The sequence below is a fragment of the Mycobacterium sp. NGS69 genome, assembly GCF_059812165.1.
In genome coordinates, this window is sequence record NZ_JCALCD010000003.1 from 165,180 (window position 1) to 191,505 (window position 26,326).

General features: G+C 69.2%; 29 protein-coding genes. 11 read left to right on the forward strand and 18 right to left on the reverse strand.

Annotation, left to right across the window (positions count from 1 at the left end; genetic code table 11):
• Positions 1 to 2: 2 nt before the first annotated feature.
• Positions 3 to 887, forward strand: a complete 885-nt coding sequence (gene mmsB, locus AC5Y2S_RS10005) for a 3-hydroxyisobutyrate dehydrogenase (protein ID WP_499955950.1) — start codon at positions 3 to 5, stop codon at positions 885 to 887.
• 18 nt (positions 888 to 905) lie between these two features.
• Here mmsB and AC5Y2S_RS10010 read toward each other — a convergent pair whose 3' ends face one another.
• Genes AC5Y2S_RS10010 through secY form a run of 11 tightly spaced genes read right to left on the reverse strand, consistent with a single transcriptional unit; the run spans position 906 to position 10,533 of the window.
• Positions 906 to 1,451 carry a TIGR03086 family metal-binding protein gene (locus tag AC5Y2S_RS10010; protein WP_499955952.1) on the reverse strand — a complete coding sequence of 182 codons (546 nt, stop codon included), beginning with the start codon at positions 1,449 to 1,451 and terminating at the stop codon, positions 906 to 908.
• A gap of 23 nt (positions 1,452 to 1,474) precedes the next feature.
• Entirely contained in the window at positions 1,475 to 1,978 is a 504-nt protein-coding gene (locus tag AC5Y2S_RS10015; RefSeq protein WP_499955954.1) for a MarR family winged helix-turn-helix transcriptional regulator, read from the reverse strand.
• 8 nt (positions 1,979 to 1,986) lie between these two features.
• A complete protein-coding gene (locus AC5Y2S_RS10020; protein ID WP_499955956.1) occupies positions 1,987 to 3,039 on the reverse strand; it encodes a pyridoxal phosphate-dependent aminotransferase in 1,053 nt (350 codons plus the stop codon).
• Positions 3,039 to 4,058: a 3-oxoacyl-ACP synthase III family protein gene (locus tag AC5Y2S_RS10025; protein ID WP_499955958.1), complete on the reverse strand. Its 1,020-nt coding sequence runs from the start codon at positions 4,056 to 4,058 to the stop codon at positions 3,039 to 3,041. The genes AC5Y2S_RS10020 and AC5Y2S_RS10025 overlap by 1 nt, the downstream gene beginning before the upstream one ends.
• Before the next feature lie 7 nt (positions 4,059 to 4,065).
• The gene (locus tag AC5Y2S_RS10030; RefSeq protein WP_499955960.1) at positions 4,066 to 4,713 is read right to left on the reverse strand and encodes an SRPBCC family protein; all 648 of its coding nucleotides are present in this window, start codon (positions 4,711 to 4,713) and stop codon (positions 4,066 to 4,068) included.
• Positions 4,694 to 6,400 carry a thiamine pyrophosphate-binding protein gene (locus AC5Y2S_RS10035; protein ID WP_499955962.1) on the reverse strand — a complete coding sequence of 569 codons (1,707 nt, stop codon included), beginning with the start codon at positions 6,398 to 6,400 and terminating at the stop codon, positions 4,694 to 4,696. Before AC5Y2S_RS10035 ends, AC5Y2S_RS10030 begins: the two co-directional genes overlap by 20 nt.
• 60 nt (positions 6,401 to 6,460) lie before the next feature.
• The gene (locus AC5Y2S_RS10040) at positions 6,461 to 7,216 is read right to left on the reverse strand and encodes an anti-sigma factor family protein (protein ID WP_499956510.1); all 756 of its coding nucleotides are present in this window, start codon (positions 7,214 to 7,216) and stop codon (positions 6,461 to 6,463) included.
• 55 nt (positions 7,217 to 7,271) lie between these two features.
• Complete coding sequence (locus AC5Y2S_RS10045) at positions 7,272 to 7,817, reverse strand: sigma-70 family RNA polymerase sigma factor (RefSeq protein WP_499879180.1); 546 nt, start codon at positions 7,815 to 7,817, stop codon at positions 7,272 to 7,274.
• 45 nt (positions 7,818 to 7,862) lie between these two features.
• On the reverse strand, positions 7,863 to 8,663 hold the full coding sequence (gene map / locus AC5Y2S_RS10050) for a type I methionyl aminopeptidase (RefSeq protein ID WP_499955964.1): 801 nt from the start codon (positions 8,661 to 8,663) through the stop codon (positions 7,863 to 7,865).
• Between the two features lie 2 nt (positions 8,664 to 8,665).
• Positions 8,666 to 9,211 carry an adenylate kinase gene (locus tag AC5Y2S_RS10055; protein WP_499955966.1) on the reverse strand — a complete coding sequence of 182 codons (546 nt, stop codon included), beginning with the start codon at positions 9,209 to 9,211 and terminating at the stop codon, positions 8,666 to 8,668.
• Positions 9,208 to 10,533, reverse strand: a complete 1,326-nt coding sequence (secY, locus tag AC5Y2S_RS10060; protein ID WP_499901670.1) for a preprotein translocase subunit SecY — start codon at positions 10,531 to 10,533, stop codon at positions 9,208 to 9,210. Before secY ends, AC5Y2S_RS10055 begins: the two co-directional genes overlap by 4 nt.
• Before the next feature lie 205 nt (positions 10,534 to 10,738).
• Between secY and AC5Y2S_RS10065 the strand changes: the two genes are divergently transcribed.
• Positions 10,739 to 11,644 carry a class I SAM-dependent methyltransferase gene (locus AC5Y2S_RS10065; RefSeq protein WP_499955968.1) on the forward strand — a complete coding sequence of 302 codons (906 nt, stop codon included), beginning with the start codon at positions 10,739 to 10,741 and terminating at the stop codon, positions 11,642 to 11,644.
• On the opposite strand, the gene AC5Y2S_RS10070 is transcribed toward AC5Y2S_RS10065, so the two are convergent.
• Both AC5Y2S_RS10070 and AC5Y2S_RS10075 read right to left on the reverse strand, forming a co-directional pair.
• The gene (locus AC5Y2S_RS10070) at positions 11,641 to 12,306 is read right to left on the reverse strand and encodes a GNAT family N-acetyltransferase (RefSeq protein ID WP_499955970.1); all 666 of its coding nucleotides are present in this window, start codon (positions 12,304 to 12,306) and stop codon (positions 11,641 to 11,643) included. The genes AC5Y2S_RS10065 and AC5Y2S_RS10070 overlap by 4 nt on opposite strands.
• A gap of 70 nt (positions 12,307 to 12,376) precedes the next feature.
• A complete protein-coding gene (locus tag AC5Y2S_RS10075) occupies positions 12,377 to 13,804 on the reverse strand; it encodes an RNA-guided endonuclease InsQ/TnpB family protein (protein WP_499955972.1) in 1,428 nt (475 codons plus the stop codon).
• Positions 13,805 to 14,007: 203 nt separating this feature from the next.
• Between AC5Y2S_RS10075 and AC5Y2S_RS10080 the strand changes: the two genes are divergently transcribed.
• Positions 14,008 to 14,400 carry a transposase family protein gene (locus AC5Y2S_RS10080; RefSeq protein ID WP_499956511.1) on the forward strand — a complete coding sequence of 131 codons (393 nt, stop codon included), beginning with the start codon at positions 14,008 to 14,010 and terminating at the stop codon, positions 14,398 to 14,400.
• On the opposite strand, the gene AC5Y2S_RS10085 is transcribed toward AC5Y2S_RS10080, so the two are convergent.
• Positions 14,372 to 15,733 carry a xylulokinase gene (locus AC5Y2S_RS10085; protein ID WP_499955974.1) on the reverse strand — a complete coding sequence of 454 codons (1,362 nt, stop codon included), beginning with the start codon at positions 15,731 to 15,733 and terminating at the stop codon, positions 14,372 to 14,374. The two genes, AC5Y2S_RS10080 and AC5Y2S_RS10085, sit on opposite strands and share 29 nt — an antisense overlap.
• A 30-nt stretch (positions 15,734 to 15,763) precedes the next feature.
• Between AC5Y2S_RS10085 and AC5Y2S_RS10090 the strand changes: the two genes are divergently transcribed.
• From AC5Y2S_RS10090 to AC5Y2S_RS10105, 4 genes are read left to right on the forward strand one after another with little or no spacing between them, the layout of a single operon-like run.
• Positions 15,764 to 16,744 carry an NAD(P)-dependent oxidoreductase gene (locus AC5Y2S_RS10090; protein WP_499955976.1) on the forward strand — a complete coding sequence of 327 codons (981 nt, stop codon included), beginning with the start codon at positions 15,764 to 15,766 and terminating at the stop codon, positions 16,742 to 16,744.
• Positions 16,741 to 17,394 (forward strand): L-fuculose-phosphate aldolase, encoded by a 654-nt coding sequence (locus AC5Y2S_RS10095; RefSeq protein WP_499955978.1) that lies wholly within the window; start codon positions 16,741 to 16,743, stop codon positions 17,392 to 17,394. Before AC5Y2S_RS10090 ends, AC5Y2S_RS10095 begins: the two co-directional genes overlap by 4 nt.
• On the forward strand, positions 17,395 to 18,273 hold the full coding sequence (locus tag AC5Y2S_RS10100) for an MBL fold metallo-hydrolase (RefSeq protein ID WP_499955979.1): 879 nt from the start codon (positions 17,395 to 17,397) through the stop codon (positions 18,271 to 18,273). It abuts the gene before it with no gap.
• A gap of 3 nt (positions 18,274 to 18,276) precedes the next feature.
• Positions 18,277 to 19,311, forward strand: a complete 1,035-nt coding sequence (locus tag AC5Y2S_RS10105) for an NAD(P)H-dependent amine dehydrogenase family protein (RefSeq protein WP_499955980.1) — start codon at positions 18,277 to 18,279, stop codon at positions 19,309 to 19,311.
• Here the strand turns inward: AC5Y2S_RS10105 and AC5Y2S_RS10110 are convergent.
• Complete coding sequence (locus AC5Y2S_RS10110; RefSeq protein WP_499955981.1) at positions 19,300 to 20,157, reverse strand: helix-turn-helix transcriptional regulator; 858 nt, start codon at positions 20,155 to 20,157, stop codon at positions 19,300 to 19,302. The two genes, AC5Y2S_RS10105 and AC5Y2S_RS10110, sit on opposite strands and share 12 nt — an antisense overlap.
• A 74-nt stretch (positions 20,158 to 20,231) precedes the next feature.
• Between AC5Y2S_RS10110 and AC5Y2S_RS10115 the strand changes: the two genes are divergently transcribed.
• Positions 20,232 to 20,864, forward strand: coding sequence for a class I SAM-dependent methyltransferase (locus AC5Y2S_RS10115; RefSeq protein ID WP_499955982.1), 633 nt, complete (start codon positions 20,232 to 20,234; stop codon positions 20,862 to 20,864).
• Here the strand turns inward: AC5Y2S_RS10115 and AC5Y2S_RS10120 are convergent.
• Positions 20,843 to 21,694 (reverse strand): SDR family NAD(P)-dependent oxidoreductase, encoded by an 852-nt coding sequence (locus tag AC5Y2S_RS10120; protein WP_499955983.1) that lies wholly within the window; start codon positions 21,692 to 21,694, stop codon positions 20,843 to 20,845. The two genes, AC5Y2S_RS10115 and AC5Y2S_RS10120, sit on opposite strands and share 22 nt — an antisense overlap.
• A gap of 145 nt (positions 21,695 to 21,839) precedes the next feature.
• Here AC5Y2S_RS10120 and AC5Y2S_RS10125 point away from each other — a divergent pair, with 145 nt between their 5' ends.
• Positions 21,840 to 22,418, forward strand: coding sequence for a TetR/AcrR family transcriptional regulator (locus AC5Y2S_RS10125; protein ID WP_499956512.1), 579 nt, complete (start codon positions 21,840 to 21,842; stop codon positions 22,416 to 22,418).
• Here AC5Y2S_RS10125 and AC5Y2S_RS10130 read toward each other — a convergent pair.
• Together AC5Y2S_RS10130 and AC5Y2S_RS10135 are read right to left on the reverse strand one after the other, a co-directional pair.
• Complete coding sequence (locus AC5Y2S_RS10130) at positions 22,393 to 23,607, reverse strand: zinc-dependent alcohol dehydrogenase (RefSeq protein ID WP_499955984.1); 1,215 nt, start codon at positions 23,605 to 23,607, stop codon at positions 22,393 to 22,395. The two genes, AC5Y2S_RS10125 and AC5Y2S_RS10130, sit on opposite strands and share 26 nt — an antisense overlap.
• A complete protein-coding gene (locus tag AC5Y2S_RS10135; RefSeq protein ID WP_499955986.1) occupies positions 23,604 to 24,380 on the reverse strand; it encodes an SDR family NAD(P)-dependent oxidoreductase in 777 nt (258 codons plus the stop codon). The genes AC5Y2S_RS10130 and AC5Y2S_RS10135 overlap by 4 nt, the downstream gene beginning before the upstream one ends.
• A gap of 97 nt (positions 24,381 to 24,477) precedes the next feature.
• Between AC5Y2S_RS10135 and AC5Y2S_RS10140 the strand changes: the two genes are divergently transcribed.
• Both AC5Y2S_RS10140 and AC5Y2S_RS10145 read left to right on the forward strand, forming a co-directional pair.
• Entirely contained in the window at positions 24,478 to 25,422 is a 945-nt protein-coding gene (locus AC5Y2S_RS10140; RefSeq protein WP_499955987.1) for a class I SAM-dependent methyltransferase, read from the forward strand.
• Positions 25,415 to 26,323, forward strand: a complete 909-nt coding sequence (locus AC5Y2S_RS10145; protein ID WP_499955988.1) for a class I SAM-dependent methyltransferase — start codon at positions 25,415 to 25,417, stop codon at positions 26,321 to 26,323. The genes AC5Y2S_RS10140 and AC5Y2S_RS10145 overlap by 8 nt, the downstream gene beginning before the upstream one ends.
• Positions 26,324 to 26,326 lie beyond the last annotated feature (3 nt).

Consider the following 26,326-nt stretch of genomic DNA (forward strand, 5'->3'; position numbering starts at 1 on the left):
AGATGACCGAACACCTCACGGTGGCCTTCCTGGGCCTGGGCCACATGGGCCTGCCCATGGCGACGAATCTCGTTGCGGCCAAGCATGCGGTGCGCGGATTCGATCCAGTGCCGGCGGCGTTGTCCGCGGCGGTCGAGGCCGGCGCGACGGGATTCGACAGCGCCGCCGACGCGGTCGACGGGGCCGACGTGGTCATCACCATGCTGCCCAACGGCGACATCGTCAAGCGCTGCTACGCCGACATCCTGCCCGCCGCGCGGCCGGGCGCGCTGTTCATCGACAGCTCCACCATCTCGGTCAGCGACGCGCGCGAGGTGCACGCGCTGGCCAAGGGGCACGGCATCGCGCAGCTGGACGCGCCGGTCTCCGGCGGGGTGAAGGGCGCGGTCGCGGGGACGCTGGCGTTCATGGTCGGCGGCGACGAGGCTGCGGTGCAGCGCGCCCGGATCGTCCTGGAACCCATGGCGGGCAAGGTCATTCACTGCGGCGCCGCCGGTGCCGGCCAGGCCGCCAAGGTGTGCAACAACATGGTGCTGGCGGTGCAGCAGATCGCGGTCGGCGAGGCGTTCGTGCTGGCCGAGAGGCTCGGGCTGTCCGCGCAATCCCTGTTCGACGTCATCACCGGCGCAACGGGCAATTGCTGGGCGGTGCACACCAATTGCCCCGTGCCCGGCCCGGTCCCGACCTCGCCGGCCAACAACGACTTCAAGCCCGGCTTCGCGACCGCGCTGATGAACAAGGACCTGGGCCTGGCGATGGACGCGGTCGCCTCGACCGGTTCGACCGCGCCGCTGGGCACCCACGCCGCCGAGATCTACGCCAAGTTCGCCGCTTCCCACGCGGACAAGGACTTCAGCGCCGTGATCGAGATGCTGCGCAACGGCTGAGCCAAAAGTCCTGCGTCACTACACCTTTCGTCCCAGGAACGCAGCCAGCCGATCGGCCGGGGCGCGGTCGTCCGAGCACGGCTGTTCCGCACCGAAGGGCTTGTCGGGCCCGCGGAACTGGGGGCCCACGAACGCGCGCACGGCGGCGAGCTGCTCGGCCGCCAGCTCGGGATCCAGGTCGGTGGACTGGCCGGTGGCGGCCGCGAGATCCCATGCGTGGGTCAGCACGTCGCTGGTGCGCATCCCGATGAATATTTGTCCGGGGACCTCCCCGAACGGCAGCTTGAACATCGTGGACATCCCGTCCGGTCGGGCGAAGACCTCCTGCGCGGCCGCGGCGGCGGCCCGGTGCGCCGCACGGATGTCGTCGGGCCGGGCGGCCGGCTTGTCGGTGCTGCCCGCCCAAATCGCGACGCGCTCGTTGCCGCCGATGACGTGCTCGATCAGGTCACGAATCGTCCACTCCGGGCACGGCGTTGGGCCGCGGTACCGGTCGGGGCTGACCTTCGCGAGGACGCCGGCGAACGCTTCCTGTGCGCGCTGGTGAGCAACTAGAGGGTCCATTGCTCTGCCTTTCTCTCAAATCATCAGAAGTCGCCCGCATTGCGGCGCAACGTTTCGATGGACGACACCAGCGCCGCCGACTCGGCGGTGTCCATTCCGATGTCGGCGAACACCTGCTCGTTGAGCGTGACGGTGGCGTCCTCGACGGTGGAGCGGCCGAGGTCGGTGATGGCCACCAGCGTCGTGCGCCCGTCGGTGGGGTGCGGCACCCGCCGCACCAGCCCGTCGGCCTCCAGCCGGCGGATGGCGTGGGTCACGCTGGTCACGTGCACCTGCAGCCGATCGGACGCCTTGGTGATCGGCAGCGCACCGGTGCGGCTGAACGCCAGCAGCCGCAGCAGCTCGTAGCGGGAAAAGCTCAAGTCATAGGGGCGAAGCGCGGTCTCCACGCGGGCCAGCAGGATCTGGTGTGCGCGCATCACGGAGGTGACGGCGACCATGCCCTCCGACACGTCGCCCCACCCGGCACGCTCCCAGTTGGCCCGTGCCGCGGCGATGGGATCGCGTTTCGAGCTCGATGCGGCCACGCCCTTTCTTACCGCATCTGGGACCGGATCGGGACCTTTCCTATGGCCGACAACACCGCCAGGGTCGACGCGCGGTTGCCGACGGTGATCCGGGCGCCGCCGTCCGGGTAGTGGCGCACGTGCAGCCCACTGTCCGCGAACACCTCATGCCACGGCCGACCCCTCGACGGCAGGTACATGAAGTTCGCGTGGGCGTCTGTGGTGTAGACGTCCAGGGCGCTCAGCCGCATCCGCAGATAGCGGCGTTCGGCGTTGATCGACTGGATCCGTTGCAGCAGTTGGTCTTCGGCGTCATAGGACGCCGCGACCGCGAGCAGGCTGGTGAGCGCGATGCCGAACGGCAACTGCTGGGACCACAGGGTGGCGGCCAGCTCCGGCGACGCCAGCCCGTAGCCGATGCGCAGCCCGGCCAGCCCGTAGGCCTTGGAGAACGTCCGCACCACCACGACGTTCGGGAAACCCGCGAGCAGCGCCGCGACGTCGATGCGGTGCTCGGGCGCGGCGAACTCGATGTAGGCCTCGTCGAGCAGCACGACGGTGTCGCCCGGCACCCGGCGCAGGAACCGCACCACGTCGTCCGCGCTCTCCAGCGTGCCGGTCGGGTTGTGCGGGCGGCAGATCACCACGACCCGGGCCTCCGCTGCGGCGTCGGCCAGCCCGGCGAGGTCGTTGTGGCCGTCCGCGTCGAGGGGAACGAACAGCGGGTTGAGCCGCGACATCCGGGCGATGATCGGGTATCCGTCGAACGTCGGCGACGCCATCGCCACGGTGTCACCCGGGGCGGTCAGCGCGTGCAACGCCTGCAGCGCCACGCCCGTCGCGCCGGCACCCAGCACCACCTGCTCGGCGGGCAGGCCCACATGGCCGGCGATGAGGCCGCGCAGCCGTTCGGGCAGGAACTCCGGATAGCGGTTGACCGCGTAGATGGAGCGGATCAGCGCCGAGCGCACCGCCGGCAACGGCGGGAACGGATTCTCGTTGAGCGACAACGCAAGCGGGTCGATCGCGGTGGGAAACGCCTCGTCGATGTCGTCGGCGAACGGGCTGCGGACGGGTTGCATCAGCCCCGCCCGCCCCAGCGCACCGCCGCGGCCCCGGCGAAGTCACCGGCGTGGGCGAAGGCCGCCATCATCACCACGTCGCCCGCCTTTACCTGACCGTCGGATATCGCACGGTCGAGGTTGACCGGGATCCCGGCGCCGAACAGGTTGCCGCACTGCTCGAAGGTGTCGCGATGGCGTTCGGGGGGCAGCTCGAGGGCCTCGCGCCAGTTGCGCAGGAAAGCCCGGTTGGGCTGGTTGGTCACCAGCAGGTCGATGTCCTTGGCAGGCAGACCGATTCGGTCGCAAACCGCCAGCGCCACCTCGGGCACCTGCCGGTTGCCGCGGGCCAGCACCTTGGTGATCTTGCTTTCGGTGAAGCCGATCGAGCCCTCGCCGGGTCCCGCCTGCCACCATTTGCGGGGCGGGTCGAAGGACAGCGTCATCTCGCCGGCGTATTCGCCGTAGGTGCGGCACTCGACATCGAGGATCGGGGATTGATCGCCGACGGTGACCAGGGCGGCCGCCGCCCCGTCGCCGGGCACCGCCGACTGCGCCTTGCGGCGGATCGTCGGCTGATCGAAGAACTGCCCCGCGGCGTTTTGCGCGATGGCGATCAGCGCGGTGTGGCCCTCGCCCGATGCCAGCAGCTTGCGGGCCACGTTGAGCGCCAACACGAACGCGGCGCACCCGCCGTTGTTCAGGTCGAGCACCCACGACGGTCGCATGCCCAACCGGTGCGCGATGCCGCCCCCCTGTCCGTAGAACGCCATGTCCGGCACCTGCGTGTGGGTGATCAGCACGTCGGCGCCCTCGACGGCGTCGTGACCGTGCCGCTCGATCAGGCCGGCCACCGCCTGCTCGATCATGTCGATCGAGCTTTCCTCCGGCGCGACGTGGTGGCGAAACTTCGGGGCGCGGAACATGAGATTGTCGCGCAGGTCGTCGGATTCGGCGAATTGCGCGTAGTACTCGGCGGCGATCGGCTCGCCGGGCAGATAGGTGGAGACGTCGATCAGGCTCACGCTCGGCTTGCTCATGGTCAATTCATCTCATCCATTTGGGGGTCACCGGCAGGCCGTTGCGGTGGCGGTACTCGGCGATGGCCTTGAGGTTCTTCAGCTCCAGCAGATGGCCGGCGCCGAACATGTCCCAGAAGTCGCCGACCCACACTGGGCGCTGCGGCGGCGCCGTCTCCGGGTACGGGTTTTCGTCGTAGAACGGGTGATGGCAATTCGTCCACAGCACAACGGAACCCGGCTTGTCGAGGACCGTCTGCGCGTCGACGACGCGCATCAGGTAGATCATCCACAGGTGCTTGCCCTGGTCCCACGCGCAGTGGTAGTCGACGGTGCGGGCCTGCGGGTTGGCGACGGTCCGCGTGTAGATCTCGGTCTCCGAGCCCAGCCGGTCGTGGGCCAGCCACAGGCCGGGTTCGTCCGTCGGGGTGAAACCGCGCAGGCTGTAGGTCCACTCCTCGAGGCTGCGGGTGTCGGACATGTACTCGTACAGCTCGTCTGGCGGGCAGTCGACGTAATCGTTGACGGCGCAGTACTCCCCGAAAACCTGGTCGTGCGGGTAGACCGACCGCATCATGTCCATGATGATGGGGGTGGCCTTTTCCCTTGGGCTGGTTTCGATTCGGGTCACACCGTCCAGCGGCGTCGGGATGTCCTCAAGCGCTGGCAGCGACATCGATCCGGTTCTCCTTTGCGATTTGAGTGAGAAATGGTCCGAATGGCGGCATCTCGTCGGCTGCACATTCGACACTGACGACGGAGGGCCCGTCGGTGGCGAGCACCGCGCGCATCCAGGCGGCCAGGTGATCGAGGTCATCGACGTCGACGGCCGTCAGCCCAGGGAACATCGCCGCCAGCCCGGCACCCAGCCGGCTGGGCCGGAACCGGTTATAGCTGTAGAGGTCGTCGTAGAAGAGCTGCTCGCGGGTCACGCACATGGCGTGGGCGTTGTTGTTGAAGACCACGAACGTCACCGGCAGCCGGTAGTGCACCGCGGTGTGCACCTCCATGCCGTGCATGAAAAACGCGCCGTCCCCGGCGATCACCACGGTGCGCCCGGGCGGCCGCCCGCTGTTCGCGCGCCCGAAGGCCATCCCGATGCCGGCGCCGAAGCTGTAGCCCATGCCCCCCATGCCCAGCGCGACCGCGAACCTGCCGTCGCGACGGGCCGGCAGGTAGTGGATCGCCGCGGCGCCGGTGTTGCCGGCGTCCACGACGATGTCCGCGCCGTCGGGCAGGCAGCCGTCCAGCACGGCCATCGCGTCGCGATAGCGCACGCCGGGCCCATCGCACGGCGGCGGGGACAATTCGGTGCGCCGCACCACGTCGGGCACCCGCACCTTGGCCGGCCGCCCCGGCCCGGACAGCGCCTGGGTCAGCATGCGCAGCGAGCCGCGCAGGTCGTCGGTGTGCACATGCGTGCACGGAACGTACGGCGGCGCCGAGCCGATCGAGACCGTCCGCACCGCCGCCAAGGCGTCGTCGAGCCCGGTGCGCGCGGTGACCGACAGGCGCGTGCCGACCACCAGGCACACGGCGCTGCCGGCCACCGCTGCAACCACACCGGGGTGGCCCATCACACCGGTCACCCCGAGCGCTGACGACGACCCGAGACCCGGTGTGCCGGCGACGTCCTTGGCGTCGGGCACGGTCGCCACCCGCGCCCGCAACACCGCGCGCAGGGCCTCGAGCTCGGCGCGGGCGTCGTCGCGGGCGACCTGCTCTCCGACGATGATGGTGACCGGGCCGTTCGCGTCGCGCAGCGGTGCGACGATCGGATGCGGGTTGCCGATGGGACGCAGGTCGTCGGTGGGCCGCCCGTTGTGCCCGCAAATCACGCTGCCCTGCTGAATGTCCTTGGGCAGCAACAGCACCGCGGGGCCGCCGGTGCGTGCGGCGGCGATCGCCCGGGACAGGGCCGGCGCGGCGTCGGCGGGGCGCAGCACCCGCTCGCACGACACCGACACCGCGGAAAACAGCGCCTGCGCGTTCAGCGAGCCGTTCTCGCCGCTGGTGTCCTGAAAGCTGCCCCGGCCGTCCATGGCGGTGGGGGTCTGACCGACGAGGGCCAGCACCGGAACCCGGCTTGCCAGCGACTCACCAAGGGCCGCAACAAGATTCAGCGCACCGCCGCCCGACGTCGCCGCGACCACGCCCAGCCCCGCGCCGCTGCGGCTGTACCCGTCGGCCATGGCGGCGGCGGAGAATTCGTGCTTCGCCAGCACGGCGGTGATGTCGGTCCGGAAGTGCGCGGCGTCGTAGAGGTCCTCGATGTTGGCGCCGTCGACACCGAAGATGTGGTCGACGCCGGCCGAGGCGAGCCGTTCGACGATGTGGTCGACCACTCGCTGCTTCCTGGGCATGCCTGTAACACGACGCGCGGTGAACTTGAGTTCACCACGCGTCTTGTTTTTACCGGGGTTTTACAGCGAACGCTGCAGCAGAACCTGCCCGCTGTCAGCGGAAACCACTTGCACGGCGGCGATCTGGTCGACCGGCGTCGAGATGCTGCCGGCGGGCGTCGCGGTGTGACCGGGCTCGGCCACCCACGTCGCCAACCGGGTTTGGCTGCCGTCGCGACCCACCACGACCATCGCCAGCGTGTCGTGGTGCGCGTTCAGCGGAGCCAGGCAGACACACTTCAGGTTGATCGACGTCCCCCAGTGCTGGCTGGACAGCTGCACCGTGGAGGCCAACAGGGTGGTGCCGATCTGCGCCATCGGCTGCGAGGACGCGGCGACCTGCTGCGCCGGCGCCGAGTTCCCGTGCACCCCGACCAGCACGCCGATCCCCAGCACCGCCGCCGCGGCGGACGATGCCACCCACGTCGTCACCCGGGTGCGGCGCCGGCGCCAGCGCACCGTTGCCAGCAACGAGGGCAACAACTCCGGCGAAATCTCCGGCGCCGCCGTCACGGTGCGCCCGGACTCGTCCATCGCGGCGACCTGATCGCGGTCGAGCTGCGAGAGCAGGGCCGGCACGCCACTCAGATCGGCGACGGCCTCGCGGCATGGCGGGCAGGCGGCCATGTGCGCCTCGAACTCGCGGCGGTCGGAGGCCGACAGCGACCCCAACACGTATGCGGCATCCCACATCGCGTAGCGGTGGTCGTCTTCGACGGTCAAACCAAACACCTCGTTGTCACCGGGCGGGCCGATGCCTCGTAGCGGCGTCCTCATCTCGTCCATCTCCTGTCACCCATCAAGTATTCGGAGCCGATGACCGTCTGGATGGTCATCGCGTGACTCCAAGTTCCTGCAGAGTGAGCCGCAATGCCCGCACGGCATAGTGTAGTCGCGACTTCACTGTTCCTTCGGCGATCTCGAGGTCCGCAGCAATCTGCGCGGTCGTCCAACCGCGGTAGTAGGACCGGTCGATCACCGCCCGGTGTTCGGCGGACAGCTGCGTCATGGCCTCGGCTATCAGCAGCCGGTCCAGCGCCGCGTTCACCTCGTCGGGCGTCGATTGTTCGGGCGCCCCCGATTCGTCCAGCGAACCGACGACGTTGCGGTACCTGGCGCTGCGTCGGTCGTCGATGATCATGTTGCGGGCGACGGTGAACAACCACGCCCGCGCCGATCTCTCGGTGTCGCCGATGACCTCCGGATGCTGCCAGGCCCGCAACAGCGTCTCCTGGACAACGTCCTCGGCCTGGCTGGCATCCCCCGTCAACCGGAGCGCATAGCGCCACAAGACCGCGGCATGTTCGTCGTAGAGCGCCTTCATCAGAGCGGCCTCGGCAGCCCCGGACGCCCCCCGAGTACCGGCCACACGAGCCACTCGATCACCTCCTGCCCTCTGAAACGAGTGGAGCAGGCGTTTAGTTCAGGCGAGGGTCAAGATGCGCGGCCCGGTTTCGGTCACCGCGACGGTGTGCTCCCAATGCGCCGCGCGCGACCCGTCGGCGGTCGTGACTGTCCATTCGTCGTCGAGCACCCTGGTTTTGCTGGTTCCCAGCGTCAGCATCGGTTCGATTGCGAGCACCGAGCCCGGGGCCAGCAGGGGTCCCCGCCCGGGCGAGCCCTCGTTGGGCAGGAACGGGTCCATGTGCATTTGCCGGCCGATGCCGTGGCCGCCGTAACCCTCCACGATCCCGAACCCGAGCCCGTAGCGGGCCGCGGCGGCGCGCGTGCCCGTTTCGATGGCGTGCGCCACGTCGGTCAGCCGGTTGCCGACGACCATCGCCGCGATGCCGGCCTGCAGCGACGCCCTGGTCGCGTCGCAGAGCGCCTCGTCGGCCGCGTCCAGCGCGCCGACCCCGAAGGTGATGGCGGCGTCGCCGTGCCAGCCGTCCAGCACCGCGCCGCAGTCGATGGAGACCAGGTCACCGGGGGCCAGGATCTCCGCGGCGGACGGGATGCCGTGCACCACCCGGTCGTTGACCGACGCGCAGATCGACGCCGGGTAGCCGTGATAGCCCAGGAACGACGGCACGGCCCCGGCCTCGCGGATCACGGACTCGGCGATTTCGTCCAGGCTCAGGGTGGACGCCCCCGCGACCGCGGCGGCATGGACCGCGTGCAGGGCGGCCGCCACCACGGCGCCGGCCGCCGCCATCGCGTCGAGCTCACCGGGGCTGCGCTGCGGCACGACCCTGCGACTCCGCAGCCGCGCCAGCGCGCTCATGATTACTTGCCCAGCGCTTGCAGCGCGCGGGCGAACACCTCGTCCACCGTGCCGACCGCGTCGACCGTCTTCAGTTGGTCGCTGTAGTACTCCAGCAGCGGCGCGGTCTCGTCGCGGTAGACCTTCATGCGGTTGAGGATGACGTCGTCGGTGTCGTCGGCGCGGCCGCGGCCTTTGAGTCGCTGCAGCAGCTCGTCCTGCGAGACGCGGAATTCGACCACCGCGTCGATGTCGCAGCCGCGGCGCTCGAGCATCTCGTGCAGCGCCTTGGCCTGCTCGAGCGAGCGCGGGTAACCGTCCAGGATGAAGCCTTTGGCGCAGTCCGAATCGTCGAGCCGGTCGTCGACGAGCTGGTTGGTCAGCTCGGAGGGCACCAGGTCGCCGGCGTCCAGGTAGCGCTTGGCCTCCACACCGAGTTTGGTCCCGTTTTCGATGTTGTTCCGGAAGAGCTCCCCGGTGGAGATTTGCGGGATGCCAAGCTTTTCGGCGAGCTTTTCGGCCTGCGTCCCCTTGCCCGCCCCGGGCGGTCCCAGCAAAACCACTCTCACTTGAGGAACCCTTCGTAGTTGCGCTGCATGAGTTGGCTCTCGATTTGCTTGACCGTATCCAAACCGACACCAATCATGATCAAAACCGCCGTACCGCCAAACGGCAAATTCTGAACCGCTCCGCCATTGCCGATCTGCAGGAACAGGTTGGGCAAAACGGAAATGGCACCCAGGTAGATCGAGCCCGGCAGCGTGATCCTGCTCAGCACGTAACGCAGATAATCCGCGGTCGGCTTGCCCGGCCGGATGCCGGGAATGAAGCCGCCGAACTTCTTCATCTCGTCGGCACGCTCGTCGGGGTTGAACGTGATCGACACGTAGAAGTACGTGAAGAAGATGATGAGGCCGAAGTAGATGCTGATGTAGACCGGATCGCTCGGGTCCGACAGGTAGCTGCCGACGAACTTGTCCCACCAACTGTTGCCCACGCCGCCGCTGCCGCTGCGGATCAGCTGGGTGATCAGGTGCGGAATGTAGATCAGCGACGACGCGAAAATGACCGGGATGACGCCGGCCTGGTTGACCTTTAGCGGCAAATACGTCGACGTTCCGCCGTACATGCGCCGGCCCACCATGCGCTTGGCGTATTGCACCGGGATCCGGCGCTGGCCCTGCTCGACGAAGACCACGCCGACGATGATGAGCAGCGCGGCGCCGCAGACGGCCGCGAAGATGATCCCGCCGCGGCTGTCCAGGATGGACTTGCCCTCCGCCGGGATGCGCGCGGCGATGCCGACGAAGATCAGCAGCGACATGCCGTTGCCGATCCCGCGTTCGGTGACCAGCTCGCCCATCCACATCACCAGCGCCGCCCCCGCCGTCATCACCAGCACGATGACGACGAGCGTGAAGATCTTCTGGTCGGCGATGATGTCCAGCGAGCAGCCCTGCAGCAGCCCGCCGTTGGCCGCCAGCGCCACGATGCTGGTGGCCTGCAGGACGGCCAGCGCGATGGCCAGATACCGGGTGTACTGGGTCATCTTCGCCTGGCCGGACTGGCCCTCTTTGCGCAATTCCTCGAAGCGGGGGATGACCACGGTCAATAGCTGCACGATGATGCTCGCCGTGATGTAGGGCATTACGCCCACGGCGAACACCGTGAGCTTGAGCAGCGCGCCGCCGGAGAACAGGTTGATCAGCGAGTAGATCTGCCCGGCCTCGCCGCCGCTCGCCTCCTTGATGCACTGCTGCACGTTCGGGTAGTTCACACCCGGTGAGGGCAATGCGGCGCCGACCCGATAGAGAAGGACGATGCCAAGCGTGAAGAGGATCTTCCGTCTCAGGTCGACTGTCCGCAGCGATGAGATGAAAGCCGAAAGCACTCTTCCTCCTGCGTCCTGCGTCTCGCGCCTAACACCCGCAGGCCAGGACGTACGGCGCCGCGCGTCAAACCGTGTACGAGACTAACAGCTGAATCGGGCAGGTCCTTTCAACACCCTTTGCCACACCCTTTGCCACCCTTTGCCGTCAGCCGCGAGGCGTAGAGTTTCGGTGGCTCATTGCATTGGCTAAATAAGTGGGAGCACCATGACGCGAACCGATCAGGACAGCTGGGATTTGGCCTCGAGCGTCGGCGCGACGGCGACGATGGTCGCCGCGGCCCGCGCGGTGGCCAGCACGGAGCCCGACGCGATCATCGACGACCCTTTTGCGGCGCCGCTGGTGCGCGCGGTCGGCCTCGGCTTCTTCGTCCGCCTGATCGACGGCGAGGTCGCCCCGGGCGCGGACGACGGGGGCGAACGGGACCTGCAACTCGAGACCGACTCGATCGCGGTGCGGACCCGCTTCTTCGACGACTTCTTCCTCAACTCCGCCCGCGACGGCATCCGCCAGTCGGTGATTCTGGCCGCCGGCCTCGACGTGCGCGCCTACCGGCTGGCCTGGCCGCCCGGCAGCGTGGTCTACGAGGTCGACCAGCCCAAGGTCGTCGAGTTCAAGACCGCCGCGATGGCCAACCTGGGCGCCGCCCCGACCGCGGACCGGCGCACCGTCGCCGTCGACCTGCGAGACGATTGGCCGGAAGCGTTGCGCCGCAGCGGGTTTGACCCGTCGCAGCCGACGTCCTGGAGCGCCGAAGGTTTGCTGATGTACCTTCCGCCCGACGCCCAGGACCGGCTCTTCGACAACGTCACCGAGCTCAGCGCGCCCGGCAGCAAGCTGGCCACCGAATACCACGGCGACACCGGCCGCTCTATGTCGCAACGCGCGCAGCAATTCAACCAGCGGTGGGCCAATTTGGGCTGCGACATCGACCTGTCCGGGCTGTTCTTCGACGGCGAGCGCAGCAACGTCGTCGACTACCTGGCCGGCAAGGGCTGGCAGGTGGGCACCCGGCCACGGCGGGAGTTCTTCGCCGACTACGGCCGCGTCTTCCCCGACGACGAGGAATCGCAGCTGCGAAACATCATCGCCGTCACCGCGACCCGGGGCTAGCTCGGCTTGGCCGGCGGCGTCCGGACCACCAGCGGCACGGCGGGGAAGCACCACGCCAGCTCCGTGCGCGACTTGCGCAGTGCGGCGGTGCCGTAACCCTTCTTGCGGTGCTCCGGGTGAATCCAGATCCGCACGTTCACCTCGCCGCCGAGCAGCTCGCCGAACACCATCCCGACCTTCTCGCCCGAGTCGACCGCGACGAACCACGCGGCCTCCTCGTCGCCGACCCGGCCCAGCGCCGCACGGATCTCGTCGTCGAGGTTGCCCGCCGGCCCGCCGGACCCGTCGCCCGCGGCGCCGACGTCCTCGGTGCGGGCGGCGAAGATGTCGCGGTCGGCGGCGGCGGAGAACGGCCGAAGCTCGAGGGTCTCCCCCGAGCTCGCGGGCCGCTCCCCCAGGGTGAAGCTCAGCTGCTTGTTCAAGTCCTCGAGCTCGGCCAGGATCTTTCGGCGCGAGTCGATAGTCAGCTGCGCGAACGACATGCCCATCACCGCCTCGGCGGCCAGGTGGGACGTGTCGAGCAGGCGGACGATGGCCTCGACCGCCGCCGCCTTGTCCTCGGACTCCACCACGACGTCGGCGATTTCGTGCCGGCGCTCGAGGGCTTTCAACAGTGCGTCGGCGATCTCCCGACGGGCGGCTTTGCGGTCTTGGTCAGTCATTGCACCAGCCTAAAGCGTGTCGAACGACTCTGGTGAGTGTTCGGCACCGCCCTTCTCGGGCGTCGTCGGTTCAGGCCGCGGGTGCGGTGTGAACGTCGGTTCCCGCGTCATTCGGAACGGTTTCACCAACACGAGGGTGTTGGCCAGCGCCGTCCCGTCGGCGGACATTGTTGGCCCGGCCTCCTGCTTGGGGGTCCGGGGATCGCGAGGGGTCGTGATGGGCGTGGCCCCAGCGGGCTAGGTTCGTAGCCGCGTTTCGGTCACGGTCAACGGTGTGCCCGCAACCACAGGTGAAGACCCGATCGGCGAGTGTCATCGCGCTGTCGACCGCCCCGCAGTGGGGGCATAGCCGGGTCGAGGGATACCAGCGGTCGGCTTCGACGAGCTGCCCACCGCGCCACATCTGTTTGTATTTGAGGAGGCGGGCAAACTCTGACCAGCTGGCATCGGAGATGGCGCGGGCCAGCCGATGGTTGCGCAGCATTCCGGTCACGTTGAGGTTCTCGATGACGAGCCGGTCGTGGGTCTTGACCAACTCATTGGACACCTGGTGCAGGAAATGGCGGCGCACGTTGGCAACACGGTGATGATGCCGACCCAGTCTGGCAGCGGCATCCTTTCGACGCTCTGATCCTTTCTTCTTGCGTGACAATGACTTCGACAAGCGTCGCTGCTGTTTGAGCCCACCGGACAACGCTTTGGGTGCGTCACTGATGCGCGCGACCTCGGCGCCATCGGCGGTGGCGGCCACCAAAAAGGCCGACAGGCCGCGGTCCACGCCGACCCAGCTAGCAGCATCCTCGGGTGGGACTGGGTGCTGACGGGCGGGATGCAGGTCGGCGGCCTCAACGTTGAGCGATACCCACCACCGGCCGCGACGGCAGCTAACGGTCGCAAAGCAGATCTTGGCGCGATTCGCGGTGAGCATGCGGCGTAGCCGACGGGTGTCGTCTTGGACAGCGATGTGCCCGATACCGGGCAACGTGAGCGAACGGGGCCGGTGATTATCCCCAACTCGGATCGCGGCCGGTTTGCCCTTGGGGTGCTTGTTGCGCAACCGAAACGACGGGACATCCGCAGTCTTCTTCTTAAACCGCGGGAACCCGACGCGACGGCCTTTGCGCTTGCCCGAGCGTGAATCCGACCAGGCCGACAATCCCCTGCCGAGATCGACGGCGGCTTCCTCGAACACCTGCTGGCACACCTCGGCCCGCCAGGACAGGCCTGTCACCACTACCTCAGCGTCGCCGGCGGCATCGACGGTGAACACCCGCCCCGCGTCCTCGGTTTTCTTCCACGCGTTGAATGTGTTGATCAGATCAAACCCCGTCCAGGGCACGTCAACGTCCGCGTCGGTCTTACGTCGAGTCAGAGCGATTTTCACGATGCGCAGGCACTGGTTGAACGCAAACCGCGCCGCTCCCGCATGCCGTTCGAGCACCTCGTACTGCTCGACCGTCGGGTCGAGACAGAACCGAAATGTGGTGTGGCGAGCCATCACCGATCAGCGTTCCACACAACACCGACAAACTGCCCTGGCCAGCACGGATGTATCGGACCATCTGATCACCATCGACAGTCATGCAACCGAGTCGGTCAAAGATCGCCGGTGGCCGGGCCGCGCGGCTTCGACGGCGCGAAGGAGGTTGACGGCGTCAAACGGCACGGCTCGTCGAAACCGCCTGGGCCCCGGTCGCCGCTATCGTCACACCAGCCGACGTGCAGGACCTGGCTGCATACCCCACCCTGCTGCGTAAGGCGAAGCAGGTCGCGCCGACCATCAGCCACGTGGGGGTGGACAAGGGCCACGACGTGCAGGCCGTCACCACCGCCGCGGCCAAGGCCGATGTCAGCGTCGAGGTGGTCTCCTGGCCGAAGCCAGACCACGGCTTCATCGTCCAACCGCGACGCTGGGTAGTCGAACGCACTAACGACTGCATCAACCACTGCCGCTGCATCGACCGCCACTACGAAATCACCCTCGCCGCCCAGAAGGATTCCTCTACCTCAGTCAAATCGCCCTACTACTCCGCAGACTCGACCGCACCCAGTTGTTCGACACGCTTTAGAACGCCACCGGGCATATCGCGCTAGATCGTTGGTTTCCCAGTTCCAGGAACCGTTGGTAGCGCTCGGCGGTAGGCGCCGCCCAGGCGGGATCGGGCTCGACGACGCGTTCGGTGCGGGCCCACCGGCCCGCGTCGGTGATCGAGGTCTCCAGGCCGGCCGCCATCCGGCCCAGGAAGGCGGCGCCCAGCGCCGCGCCCTCGGCCACCGCGGACACCTCCACCGGCCGGCCGGTGGCGTCGGCGATGGCCTGCATCCACGGCCCCACCCGGGTGCCGCCTCCGGAGGCGACGATGCGCGCCACCGGCGCCCCGCCCAGCTCGATGAGTTGACGCACGACGAAGCCCGCCGCCTCGTAGGCGGCGCGCCGCACCGCGGCCGGGTCGTGGGTGAGGTCGAGGGCGTCGAGCACGGCCCGGCGATCCGGATCGTGGAACGGCGTGCGCTCGCCACGGATGTAGGGCGACCAGACCGGCACGCGGCGCGGATCGGCGGTGCCCGGATCGCCCGGGCCGAGCAGGCGCTCCACCCAGCCGAGGAACAGGCCGCCCGCGTTGCTGGCGCCCCCGATCTGGCTTTTGCCGGGGGCGGTGTGCGGGATGGTCCACAGGCCGGGCACCTGCCGCGCCTCGGCGATCGTGTTCCACACGATCAGGGTGGTGCCGCACAGCACCAGCACGTCGCCGTCGCGGTCGGCGCCGGCCACGATCTGTTCGCACAGGGCGTCGATGGCGCCGATCGCCAGCACGGCGCCCGAACCGGGGAGCTGTCCCGCCGCGGTGCCGATCGTCTCCACCCGGGGCATCTGCTCGACGGTCGCGCCGCAGTCGGCGCAGGCCGCCGGGTCCCAGCCGGTCCCGTCGAACAGCGGGAAGGCGGTGGCGGCGGTCGCGACGTCCATCACCGCCTCGCCCGCCAGCGCGTGGTTGGCCACCGCGGGCGCGGGCCAGTACCCGGCCGCGCCGGGCGCCTGGGCCGTCGTCCAGCGCAGGAATTCGGCGGCCTCGCCCAGCGCCGGGAGCGGCTTGTCGTCGGAGCCCGGGACCCGGCCCCTTGCATCGCCGTACAGCAGCCCGGGGGTCAGCGGGCGACCCCCGGCGTCGACGGCGGTCAGCGACGGCACCATCGCCGACACGGCCACGGCGCGGACGTCGGGTGCGGGGGCAAGGCGCTCCAGCGCCGCCACCGGCCCCCGCCGCCACGCCTCGTCGGCGTCGTGCTCGAGCCGATCGGGCGCCGGCACGCGCAGCTGGTGTGGAATGCGCAACCGCGCGGTCACCCGGCCGTCCGCGTCGGCGGCCACCGCCTTGACGGCGGTGCTGCCGACATCGACGCCGATTGTGACGCCATCACGTGACACGGGCGTCACCGTACGCCAGCATTGGCGTCTGTGACATCAAGACCGCGCGCCCTGGTCACCGCGCCGCTGCGGGGCCCGGGGTTCGACAAGCTCCGGCAGCTGGCCGACGTGGTGTACGACCCCTGGATCGAGCAGACCCCGCTGCGGATCTACAGCCCCGAGCAGCTGGCCGAGCGGATCGCCGCCGAATCCGCCGATGTCGTTGTGGTGGAGGGCGACTCGGTCCGTGGCCCGGTGTTCGAGCAGGGCCTGATCGCCGTAGCCTCGACCCGCGGCGACCCGAACAACGTCGACATCGACGGGGCCACCGCGGCCGGCGTCCCGGTGCTGAACACCCCGGCCCGCAACGCCGACGCGGTCGCCGAGATGGCGGTGGCCCTGCTGCTGGCCGCGACGCGGCACCTGCTGACCGCCGACGCGGATGTCCGCGGCGGCAACATCTTTCGCGACGGCACCATCCCGTATCAGCGGTTCCGTGGCTGGGAGATCGCCGGGCGCACCGCCGGGTTGGTGGGCCTCGGCGCCGTCGGCCGCGCCACCCGGTGGCGGCTGGCCGGGCTGGGCATGCGGGTGATCGCCCACGACCCGTACAACGACGAGGCCCGGCACGGCCTCGACGAGCTGCTGGCCGAGTCCGACGTGGTGTCCCTGCACGCGCCCGTCACCGACGACACCGCGGGCATGATCGGCGCGCAGCAGTTCGCGGCCATGCGCGACGGCGTGGTCTTCCTCAACACCGCCCGGGCCCAGCTGCACGACACCGACGCGCTGGTCGACGCGCTGCGCGCCGGCAAGGTGGCCGCCGCCGGCCTGGACCACTTCGTCGGCGAATGGCTGCCGGCCGATCACCCGTTGACTTCCATGCCGAATGTCGTGCTGACGCCCCACATCGGCGGGGCGACGTGGAACACTGAGGCCCGGCAGGCGCAGATGGTGGCCGACGACCTGGAAGCGCTGCTGAGCGGCAAGACGCCCACCCATATCGTCAACCCGGAGGTGTTGGGCCCATGAAATCGGTGGCGAACCCCGAAGACGCCGTGCTGGACGCGGCCAAGGACATGCTGCGCCGCGGCCTGGTCGAGGGGACCGCCGGCAACATCTCGGCGCGCCGCTCCGACGGCAACATCGTCATCACGCCGTCGTCGGTCGACTACCGCGACATGGAGCTGGACGACCTCGTGCTGATCGACCCGCAGGGCGAGGTGGTGCACGCCGCCGAGGGCCGCTTCCCGTCGTCGGAGGCGAAGCTGCACCTGGCGTGCTACCAGGCCTTCGACGACATCGGCAGCGTCATCCACAGCCACCCGGTGTGGGCGACGATGTTCGCCATTGCGCACCAACCCATTCCGGCCTGCATCGACGAGTTCGCCGTCTACTGCGGCGGGGAGGTCCGCTGCACCGACTACGCGGCGTCCGGCACGCCCGAGGTCGGCACCAACGCGGTCAAGGCGCTCGAGGGCCGCGGCGCCGCGTTGATCGCCAACCACGGCCTGGTCGCCGTGGGCCCGCGACCCGACAAGGTCCTGCACATCACCGCGCTGGTCGAGCGGACCGCCCAAATCGTATGGGGTGCAAGGGCTCTCGGTGGCCCGGTGCCCATCCCCGACGAGGTGAACCGCAACTTTGCCGGCGTGTACGACTACCTGCGCGCCAACGCCTAGATGAGCCGGGTCCGGTTCGGCCACGCGAGCGTGGCGCGCGTGGCCGAACTCCAATTCGACCTGGGCACGCACTGTTTCCCGCAGACGCCGCCGTCGGGATGGCGGGACAACGCCGACCTGCTGGTGCCGGACTTCTTCGATCCCGCGACCGATCAGTGGCACATCGCGGTCCAGAGCTGGGTGATCGAGGTCGACGGGCTGACCGTGGTCGTGGACACCGGCGTCGGCAACGACCGCATGCGCCCGCACATGCCGCCCCTGGACCACCTGAACACCGGCTTCCTGGCGGCGCTGCAGGCGGCGGGCATCGACCGCGACGCCGTCGACGTCGTGGTCAACACGCACATCCACTCCGATCACGTCGGGTGGAACACCATGCTCGACGACGGCGCCTGGGTGCCGACGTTCCCCAACGCCCGATACCTGATGCCGGCGGCCGACTACCGCCACTTCTGCCCCGACGGGCCCGCGGGCCAGGATCCCGGCAACCAGCTCGTGTTCGCCGACAGCGTCGCGCCCATCGATGGCCAGCTCGTCCAGTGGTCGGACGACTACCAGATCAGCCCGTCGCTGCGGCTGCGGCCCGCGCCCGGGCACACGCCGGGATCCTCGGTGCTGTGGCTCGACGCGGGCCGGCCCGCGGTCTTCGTCGGCGACCTAACCCACAGCCCCCTGCAACTGCGCCGGCCCGCCGACGCCTGCGCCTTCGACGTCGACGCGCCGGCCGCCGCGGTGACCCGCCGCCGGATATTCACCGAGGCCGTCGAGACGAAGGCCGCCGTGATACCCGCGCACTACCCGGGCCACGGCGGTGCGACGATCCGCGCCGTCGAGGACCGATTCGAGGTCGATCAGTGGCTGGACACGGATACGGTGTGAGCCATGGCGTACCGAGTGGTCCAGTGGTCGACCGGCAACATCGGCAGGCGGGCGCTCGGCGCCCTGCTCGAGCGCGACGACTTCGACGTGGTCGGCGTCCATGCCTTCGGTTCCGACAAGGTGGGACGCGACGCGGGTGAGCTGGCCGACCAGGCCCCCGTCGGTGTCGCCGCGACCGACGACGCCGATGCGTTGTTCGAGCTCCGGCCCGACTGCGTGTGTTACATGCCCCGCGCCATCGACTACGACCTGGTGCTCAGGATGCTGCGCTGCGGCATCAACGTCGTCACCACAGGGGATTTCGTGACCGGGACCCATCACCCGGTCGAACTGCCGGCGCTCGAGGAGGCGGCGCACCACGGCGGCGCGACGTTTCTGGGAACGGGATTCGAGCCGGGCTTCATCAATGTCGTGGCCGGCTTCCTCACCGGCGCATGCCGGCGGGTGCACAGCGTCAAGCTCGTCGAAACGCTGGACTGCACAACCTATCCCGTACCGGACGTGTGGAAGGTGCTCGGATTCGGCAAAACCCCACGGGAGCCGGTGACGCATCTCGACCCGGCGGCGCAACGATACGGCCTGGGCTACTTCGAGACGCTGGACATGATCGCCGCCATGCTGGGTGTCGAGCTCGACTCCAAGGACGCATTCGTCGAGCCCGCGGTGCTGACCCGGGACCTGAATCTGGGGTGGGTGGACTACGCCGCCGGCACGGCCGGCGGACAGCGCCGAACCTATCGCGGCCATCGCGGCGGGCGCCCGGTCGTCGAGCTGGCCATCTGCTGGACGATGAGCGACGACGCGCTCGACCCGAAATGGACCGACCCCAAGGGATTCAGCGTGGTGATCGAGGGGCAGCCGCGCGTCGACGCGACGATCCGGTTCGGCGAACCCGGCGACGACGTGATGACCGTGTTGATGGACAGCACCGCCATCGCGGCGGTGAACGCCATACCATTCGTGTGCGACGCGGCACCCGGCGTCATCACCCCGATCGACCTGCCAATCGCCGGATCCAAAGGGGCATTAACGGTTTGACCCGCGCCACGCGCGTGGCGAGGCGCCCTGCGTCCGGCCGAACAGCCGGCTGAAATAGCCGGGGTCGCCGATCCCGACCCGCCCGGCGACCTCCGCGATCGGCAGATCCGTGTCGGCCAGCAACGTCCGGGCCTCGGCCATCCGGCGTTCGATGATCCACTCCTGCACCGTGCGTCCGGTGCGGCGCCGCACCACAGTGGTCAGGTGCCCCGGCGTGACGCCGAGTTCGCCGGCCACGTCGCGCAGCGACAGCGGCTCGGCGTGACGCCGGTCGATCACCGCGAACACCTCGGCCAGCAGCGGTTCACCGCTGCGCCGCAGGTCGCCGACCACGTCGACGGCGAGGCGTGCGAGGTCGATCAGCAGCAGCGTGAGATGCGCCAGCGACGCCTGCTGGTAACCGTCCCGGCGCGCGGTCAGCTCGGTCTCGATCGACGCGATCGCGCCCTCCCACGCAGACCGCCGGTCCGCGGGCACGTCCAGCCGCAACAGTCCGCCGGACCGACCGTGCAGGAACGGGAACAGCAGCGGATGCGCCCGCCATGCCGGCCACGGCGAACGCCCGTCCTCGCCCAGCGCCGCGGGATCGAAGAAGACGCCGACCCCCACATCGACATGGCCCATCACCTGGGCGGGGTCGATCACGGCGCCGGCCGCCAGTACATACACGACGCCCGAATCGGGGGTGTACCAGAGCGCCGGGAATTCGTGAATGTGGCGGCGTTGCTCGGGCAGGTCTTCCCGCCCGGCCCGTAGCACCGACACCGGAGGCGTGTCCGGACCGGTCCGATACTCGTAGATGGGCACGCCCCTGCGGTGCCGAATCATCCGAGCGGGTTGGGTCATGGTGCGGAAGATAGTCCTAGTTTTGCCAAAGATCGGCCAACTCAGCTGTGAATTAGCGTTTCATCATGATGAGTATGACAAAACATCATCCACATGACTACCTGCCGGCCGCCGGGCACGACGCGCTGCTGCCCTGCTACGACCTGTTCGCCCGCCTGTTGGGAATGTCGAAGGTCTACGACACCCTGATCGCGCAGGCCGAACTCGCCGACGGCCAGCGCGTACTGGAAATCGGTTGCGGCACCGGCAATCTCACCACCCGCGTCAAACGCGCCCACCCGGGCGTCGACGTGACGGGATGCGACCCGGACCCGAGGGCACTGGACCGGGCGCGGCGCAAATCGAAAGACATCCGCTTCGAACACGGCTACGCCGAGCGGCTGCCCTACGCCGACGGCGAGTTCGACCGGGTGCTGTCGTCGATGATGCTGCACCACATCAACGAAGACGCGAAAACCGCTGCCGCGGAGGAGATCTTCCGGGTCCTGCGCCCGGGCGGCAGGCTGCACCTCGTCGACATCGGCGGCGACACCGGCGACCACGGTCCGATGGCTCGGCTGATCAGGCGCAACCCCCACGCGGCCGGCAACCTGGGCGACGCGATTCCCCGGCTACTGAGCGCCGCGGGATTCGAGTGCACCGAGCTCGCGTCGACGCCGCACCGCGTCCTGGGGCGGTTGAACTACTACCGCGCCACGCGCCCCTGATCAATCCGAAGGCCGCGAAACAGCCTCATGCGGTGGACATTGATTCGATAGAACAGGCCCGGGAACCGGCGGTACAAGTGCCAAATGACCTGAACCGCAGCGGGAAACACGATCAGCGGCCGGTTGCGGTCCACACCGCGCAGTATCGCGCGGGCGGCGGCCGGCGCGCTCATCTGGGGCATCAGGTAATGAGTGCGCCGGCTCAGCGTCGCCACCCGCTCGCGCGGCATGTTGACCACGACCATGTTGTCGTAGATTTTCGTCTTCATGTCGCCCGGGCATGCCGCGCTGACCCGCACGCCGAGGTCCGCTCCCTCGGCGCGCAGCGAAAGCGAAAGTCCCACGATCCCATGCTTGCTGGTGCAGTAGGGAACGTTGCCCGGCTGCGGAACCAGCCCACTGAGCGATGAAATGTTCACAATGTGGCCGTGGCCCTGGCGCGCCATGACCTGATACGCGTGCATCGTGCCGTACACCACGCCGAGCAAGTCGACGTCGAGCACGCGGCGCCACTGCTGCATCGAGAGGTCGCGGGAATCCCCGCCGATCGCGATGCCGGCGTTGTTGATCATGTAGTCCACGCGTCCGTATTCGGCCACTGTGCCGTCGACCAGCTTGGCCACCTCGGTTTCGTCGGCCATGTCCACCCGCACGGCAGCTGCGTCCGCCCCGCTTTGCTCGAGGCGCCCCGCCACCTGACGGGCGGCGTCGCCGTCGATATCGGCGACCACGACCGTGGCACCGCGACGCCCGAGTTCCTCACTCAGCGCCTCGCCCAAACCCATCCCGCCGCCGGTGACGATCGCCACCGCGCCCTCGAACCGCTGCATGACCCAGTCCTCTCCGGCGCGCCCATGCAAGGAAAATTACATCTGATATAAGCTTATATCCACTGTAATAATTGGGAAAGGATCGATCACGGCCGACGGGACAAGCCTGCGGGAACGCAAGCGGCAGCAAACCAGGCGGGAGCTAATCACCGCGGCCATGCGCCTGTTCGAGGAGAAGGGCTACGAACGGACGACGGTGGCCGAGATCGCAGCGGCCGCAGGCGTTTCCACCAAGACCTTCTTCAACTACTTCACGAGCAAGGACGAGGTCCTTTTCCCCCACCTGGCGCGGCGGATCGACGCCGCGGTTGCGCTGATCGAGCGGCGCGGACCGGATGCCCCGATGGCCGAGGTGCTCGTGGCCGCGATGCAACACATGCTGGCCGACGCCCTCACCGAGGAGGTCGAGGGTGGCCTGGCCGGAGTCCGGCTGCCGATGATCATGTCGGTGCCCGCCGTCCAAGCGGCCACGCTGCATCGCTACTTCCTCGCCGAAAACCAACTCGCCGGGGCGCTGCAGGGCGCCTATCCCGACACGCTCGACCCGGCGGCGGCCGCCGCCGTCATCGGCTCGGTCATGGGGGCGGCCATCGCCGCTGCGCTGGTGTGCCTGCAGGAGGGCGACAATGGCCAACAGCTGCGCGTCGCGGTCGAACGCGCCGTCGCCATCGCGATTTACGGGGTGCGTGACATCGGGCCTAACGCTGGTCGAACGCGACCTTGACCGCGCCGCTGTCGGCCTGATTGGCGATCGCCAGGAAGGCCTCGCGCCACTGCTCGAGACCGAAGGTGTGGGTCAGCATGGGGCGCAGGTCCACCCGACGAGCGGCGGCCAGGTCCAGGTAATGCGCGATGGCGTGCTTGCGCTCGCCGTCGACCTCCTCGACCCCGAAGGCGTTCGACCCCACCCAGCTGATCTCCTTGAAATACAAGGGACTCCACTCCCAGCGGCCGGGCGCGTGCACGCCGGCCTTCACCAGCGTCCCGCGCGAGCGCAGCACCCGCACCCCGACCTCGAACGTCTCCGGCTTGCCGACGGTGTCGTAGACGACGTCGAGCGCCCCCGGGTAGGCCATCGGCAGGCCCAGCAGCGGCTGGCGCAGCCGGCCGCCGCCCCACGCGGTCAGTTCCTCGATGACGGCCAGGCGCGGTTCGTGGTCTAGCACCAGGTCGGCGCCGAACCGCCGGGCCAGTTCCTGCTGAGCTGCGAACCGCGCGACCACCGCGACGGCCACGCCCGGGTAGAGCGCGCGCAGGATCGCGACCGCGCACAAGCCGAGCGAGCCGGCGCCGTACACCAGCACCCGGCCTTCGGCTGGCGGCGGGTGGCGGGTGATCGCGTGCAGGGACACCGAAAACGGGTCCGCGAACACCGCCAGCTCGTCGGGCACGGAATCCGGGACCGGGAAGAGCATGCTGTCGTGGGCGGGCATCAGCTCGGCGTAGCCGCCGGTCACGTCGGCCGAAACCCCGGTGTGGATGCCGGGCTTGATGTCGCCGTCGGTGAAGCTCCAGCACAGGCTGTAGTCGCCGCTTTCGCAAGCGGGACAGGGTGGTTCGATACCGCGCGGCCCGCAGGACAGCCACGGGTTGAGCACCACGCGCTGGCCGACCTCCAGCCCGCGCGCCGCGGGCCCCATCGCCACCACGTCGGCGACCACCTCGTGCCCCATGACTTGCGGAAAGGAACAGAACGCGGACATCGCGTTGTCGGCGTCGGCCTCGCCGAAGTCCATCAGGATCTGCTTGGAGTCCGACCCGCAGATGCCGGTCAGCCGCGGCCGGGTCAGCACCCAATCCGCGTGCGGCAGTTGCGGATCCGCGACCTCCCGCAGTGCGACCGGGCTGTGGGTCAGGGCGTCGTCGGGCCCCGGCGACGGCTCCGGCGGCACGCCGTACACCAGCGCCCTCATCGCGGGGCCATCCCGGCCGAGCCGGCGATGAACGCGTCGAGGTCGGCGTTCTTGGCGTCCACGACCGCTTTCATGTCCGGAACGTAGTGCTCGAACGCGTCGCGGCCCAGCGCCTCGACGATGCCCGCGGCCACCTCGTCGGCGGGCACCTTTGGCCCCTGGTAGAGGGGTTCCTCGCTGCCCGGGTGATCCCAGATCTCGGTGTCGACCGGCCCCGGCTCGATCAGCTTCACGGCGACCCCGCTGCCGTGCAGGTCGACGGCCATCGCCTCGCTCCAGCCGCACAACGCGAACTTGCTTGCGCAGTAAGCCGTTTCGTGGATGATGCCGAGCCGGCCGCCGACGCTCGATACGTTGACGATCAGGCCGGAACCGCGCGCCAGCATCCGCGGCAGCAGGGCCAGCGTGAGGCGCATCGGCGCGAAGAAGTTGATCCGCATGACGTCCTCGACCTCGTCGGGCTCCAGGGCCGCGACCGGGCGCCGTTTCGGGATCGCGGCGTTGTTGATGAGCACGTCGACGCCGCCGAGCGCGTCCCACGCCCGCGCCGCCAGCTCCCGCAGCGCCGCGGTGTCCGCCAGGTCGGCCACCCACATCGCCGATCCCGGCGAGGTTCGGCGGCAATCGGCCAGCACCTCGGCCAGGCGATCCCGGCGCCGGGCGATCAGCCCCACCACCGCCCCTCGCTCCGCCAACCTCCGGGCCAGGGCCGCCCCCAGGCCCGACGAGGCACCCGTGATCAGCACCCGTTTTCCCGCGGCCGCGTACGTCATCCGTCAAGGTTGCCGCGAATCGCGGGAAGCGTACAGTGGTGGAAGCTTGTTATATCGGCTAAATATTAGATTAACTACTTCCGAACAGGGGCTGTGCATGAGTTCCACCAGGTATGAGGGCGACACCTGGGACCTCGCCTCGAGCGTGGGCGTGACCGCGACGATGGTCGCGGCCGCCCGCGCCGTGGCGAGCCGCGCCGATCGTCCGCTGATCGACGACCCGTTCGCCGAGCCGCTGGTCCGGGCCGTCGGCGTGGACCTGCTCACCCGGCTGGCGACCGGAGAGCTGAACCCGAGCGACCTGAACGACGTGCACGACGGCACCGACGGGTCCGCGGGGGCGATGTCGCGGATGGCCGACAACATGGCGGTCCGCACCAAGTTCTTCGACGAGTTCTTCCTGGGCGCGACGCAGGCCGGCGTCAAGCAGGTGGTGATCCTGGCCTCGGGGCTGGACTCCCGCGCGTACCGGTTGGACTGGCCCGCCGGGACCGTGGTCTACGAAGTCGACCAGCCGCAGGTCATCGAGTTCAAGTCCCGCACGCTGGCCGAGCTCGGCGCCGCCCCGACGGCCTATCGGCGGGTGGTGGCCGTGGACCTGCGCGACGACTGGCCCGCCGCCTTGCGCGCCGCCGGATTCGACCCGACCCGGCCGACCGCATGGAGCGCCGAGGGCCTGCTCGGCTACCTGCCGCCGGAGGCGCAGGACCGCCTGCTGGACACCATCACCGAACTCAGCGCGCCGGGCAGCCGGCTGGCGACCGAAAGCGCGCCGAACCGCGAGCCCGGGGACGAGGACAAGCTGAGGGAACGCATGCAGCGCATCTCCGAACGCTGGCGCGCGCACGGTTTCGAGCTGGACATGGCCGGGCTGGTCTACTTCGGGGAGCGCAACGAGGCGGCTTCCTACCTGAGGGAGCGTGGGTGGGCGCTGGAAGGCATCACCATCCGAGACCTGTTCGCGGCCAACGACCTTCCGCCCCTGGAGGGTGACGACACGCGGATGGGCGACGTGCTCTACGTGAGCGGCACCCATGAGTGAGGGCCGCACCGAGGGCGACAGCTGGGGGCCGGCGTCCAGCGTGGGGGCGACGGCCACCATGGTCGCGGCGTCCCGCGCCGTGGCATCGCAGGGACCCGATCCGCTGCTCGACGACCCGTTCGCCGATCCCCTGGTCCGCGCCGTCGGGCTGGACCCCTTCATCCGCATCATCGATGGTGAGCTCGATTTCGGCGACGACGTGCTGTTCAACCGGAAGGCCCGGCGCGAACAGATCACGGTGCGCACCAGGTTCTTCGACGATTTCTTCACCGGCGCCACCGCCGATGGAGTGCGGCAGGCGGTGATCCTGGCCTCCGGCCTGGACACCAGGGCCTACCGGTTGCCCTGGCCGGCCGGGACGGTGGTCTACGAGATCGACCAGCCCCAGGTCATCGCGTTCAAGACGGGCACGCTGGCCGACATCGGCGCGGCCCCCACCGCCGAGCACCGCACGATCGCGATCGACCTGCGCGACGACTGGCCGGCCGCGTTGCGCCAAGGCGGCTTTGACGTCACGGCGCCGACGGCGTGGAGCGCCGAGGGCCTGCTGCCCTACCTGCCGCCCGACGCCCAGGATCGGCTGTTCGACCACATCACGGCGCTGTCCGCGCCGGGCAGCCGCCTGGCCACCGAACACGTCCCCAACCCGAACGCGTTTACCGACGAGCGCCTGCAGCACATCTCCGAGCGCTGGCGGCGCCTCGGTCTCAACCTCGACCCGGCCGACCTGTTCTACCGGGGCGAGCGCAACGTCGTCGCCGACTACCTGACCACCCACGGCTGGGACGTGACCACACATCCCGCCCGAGACCTCTACGCCCGCAACGGATTTGAGTTCCCCGAGGACGAGATGACGGCCGCCTTTGGTGAGCTCAGCTACGTGGCCGCGACCCTAAAGTAGGGT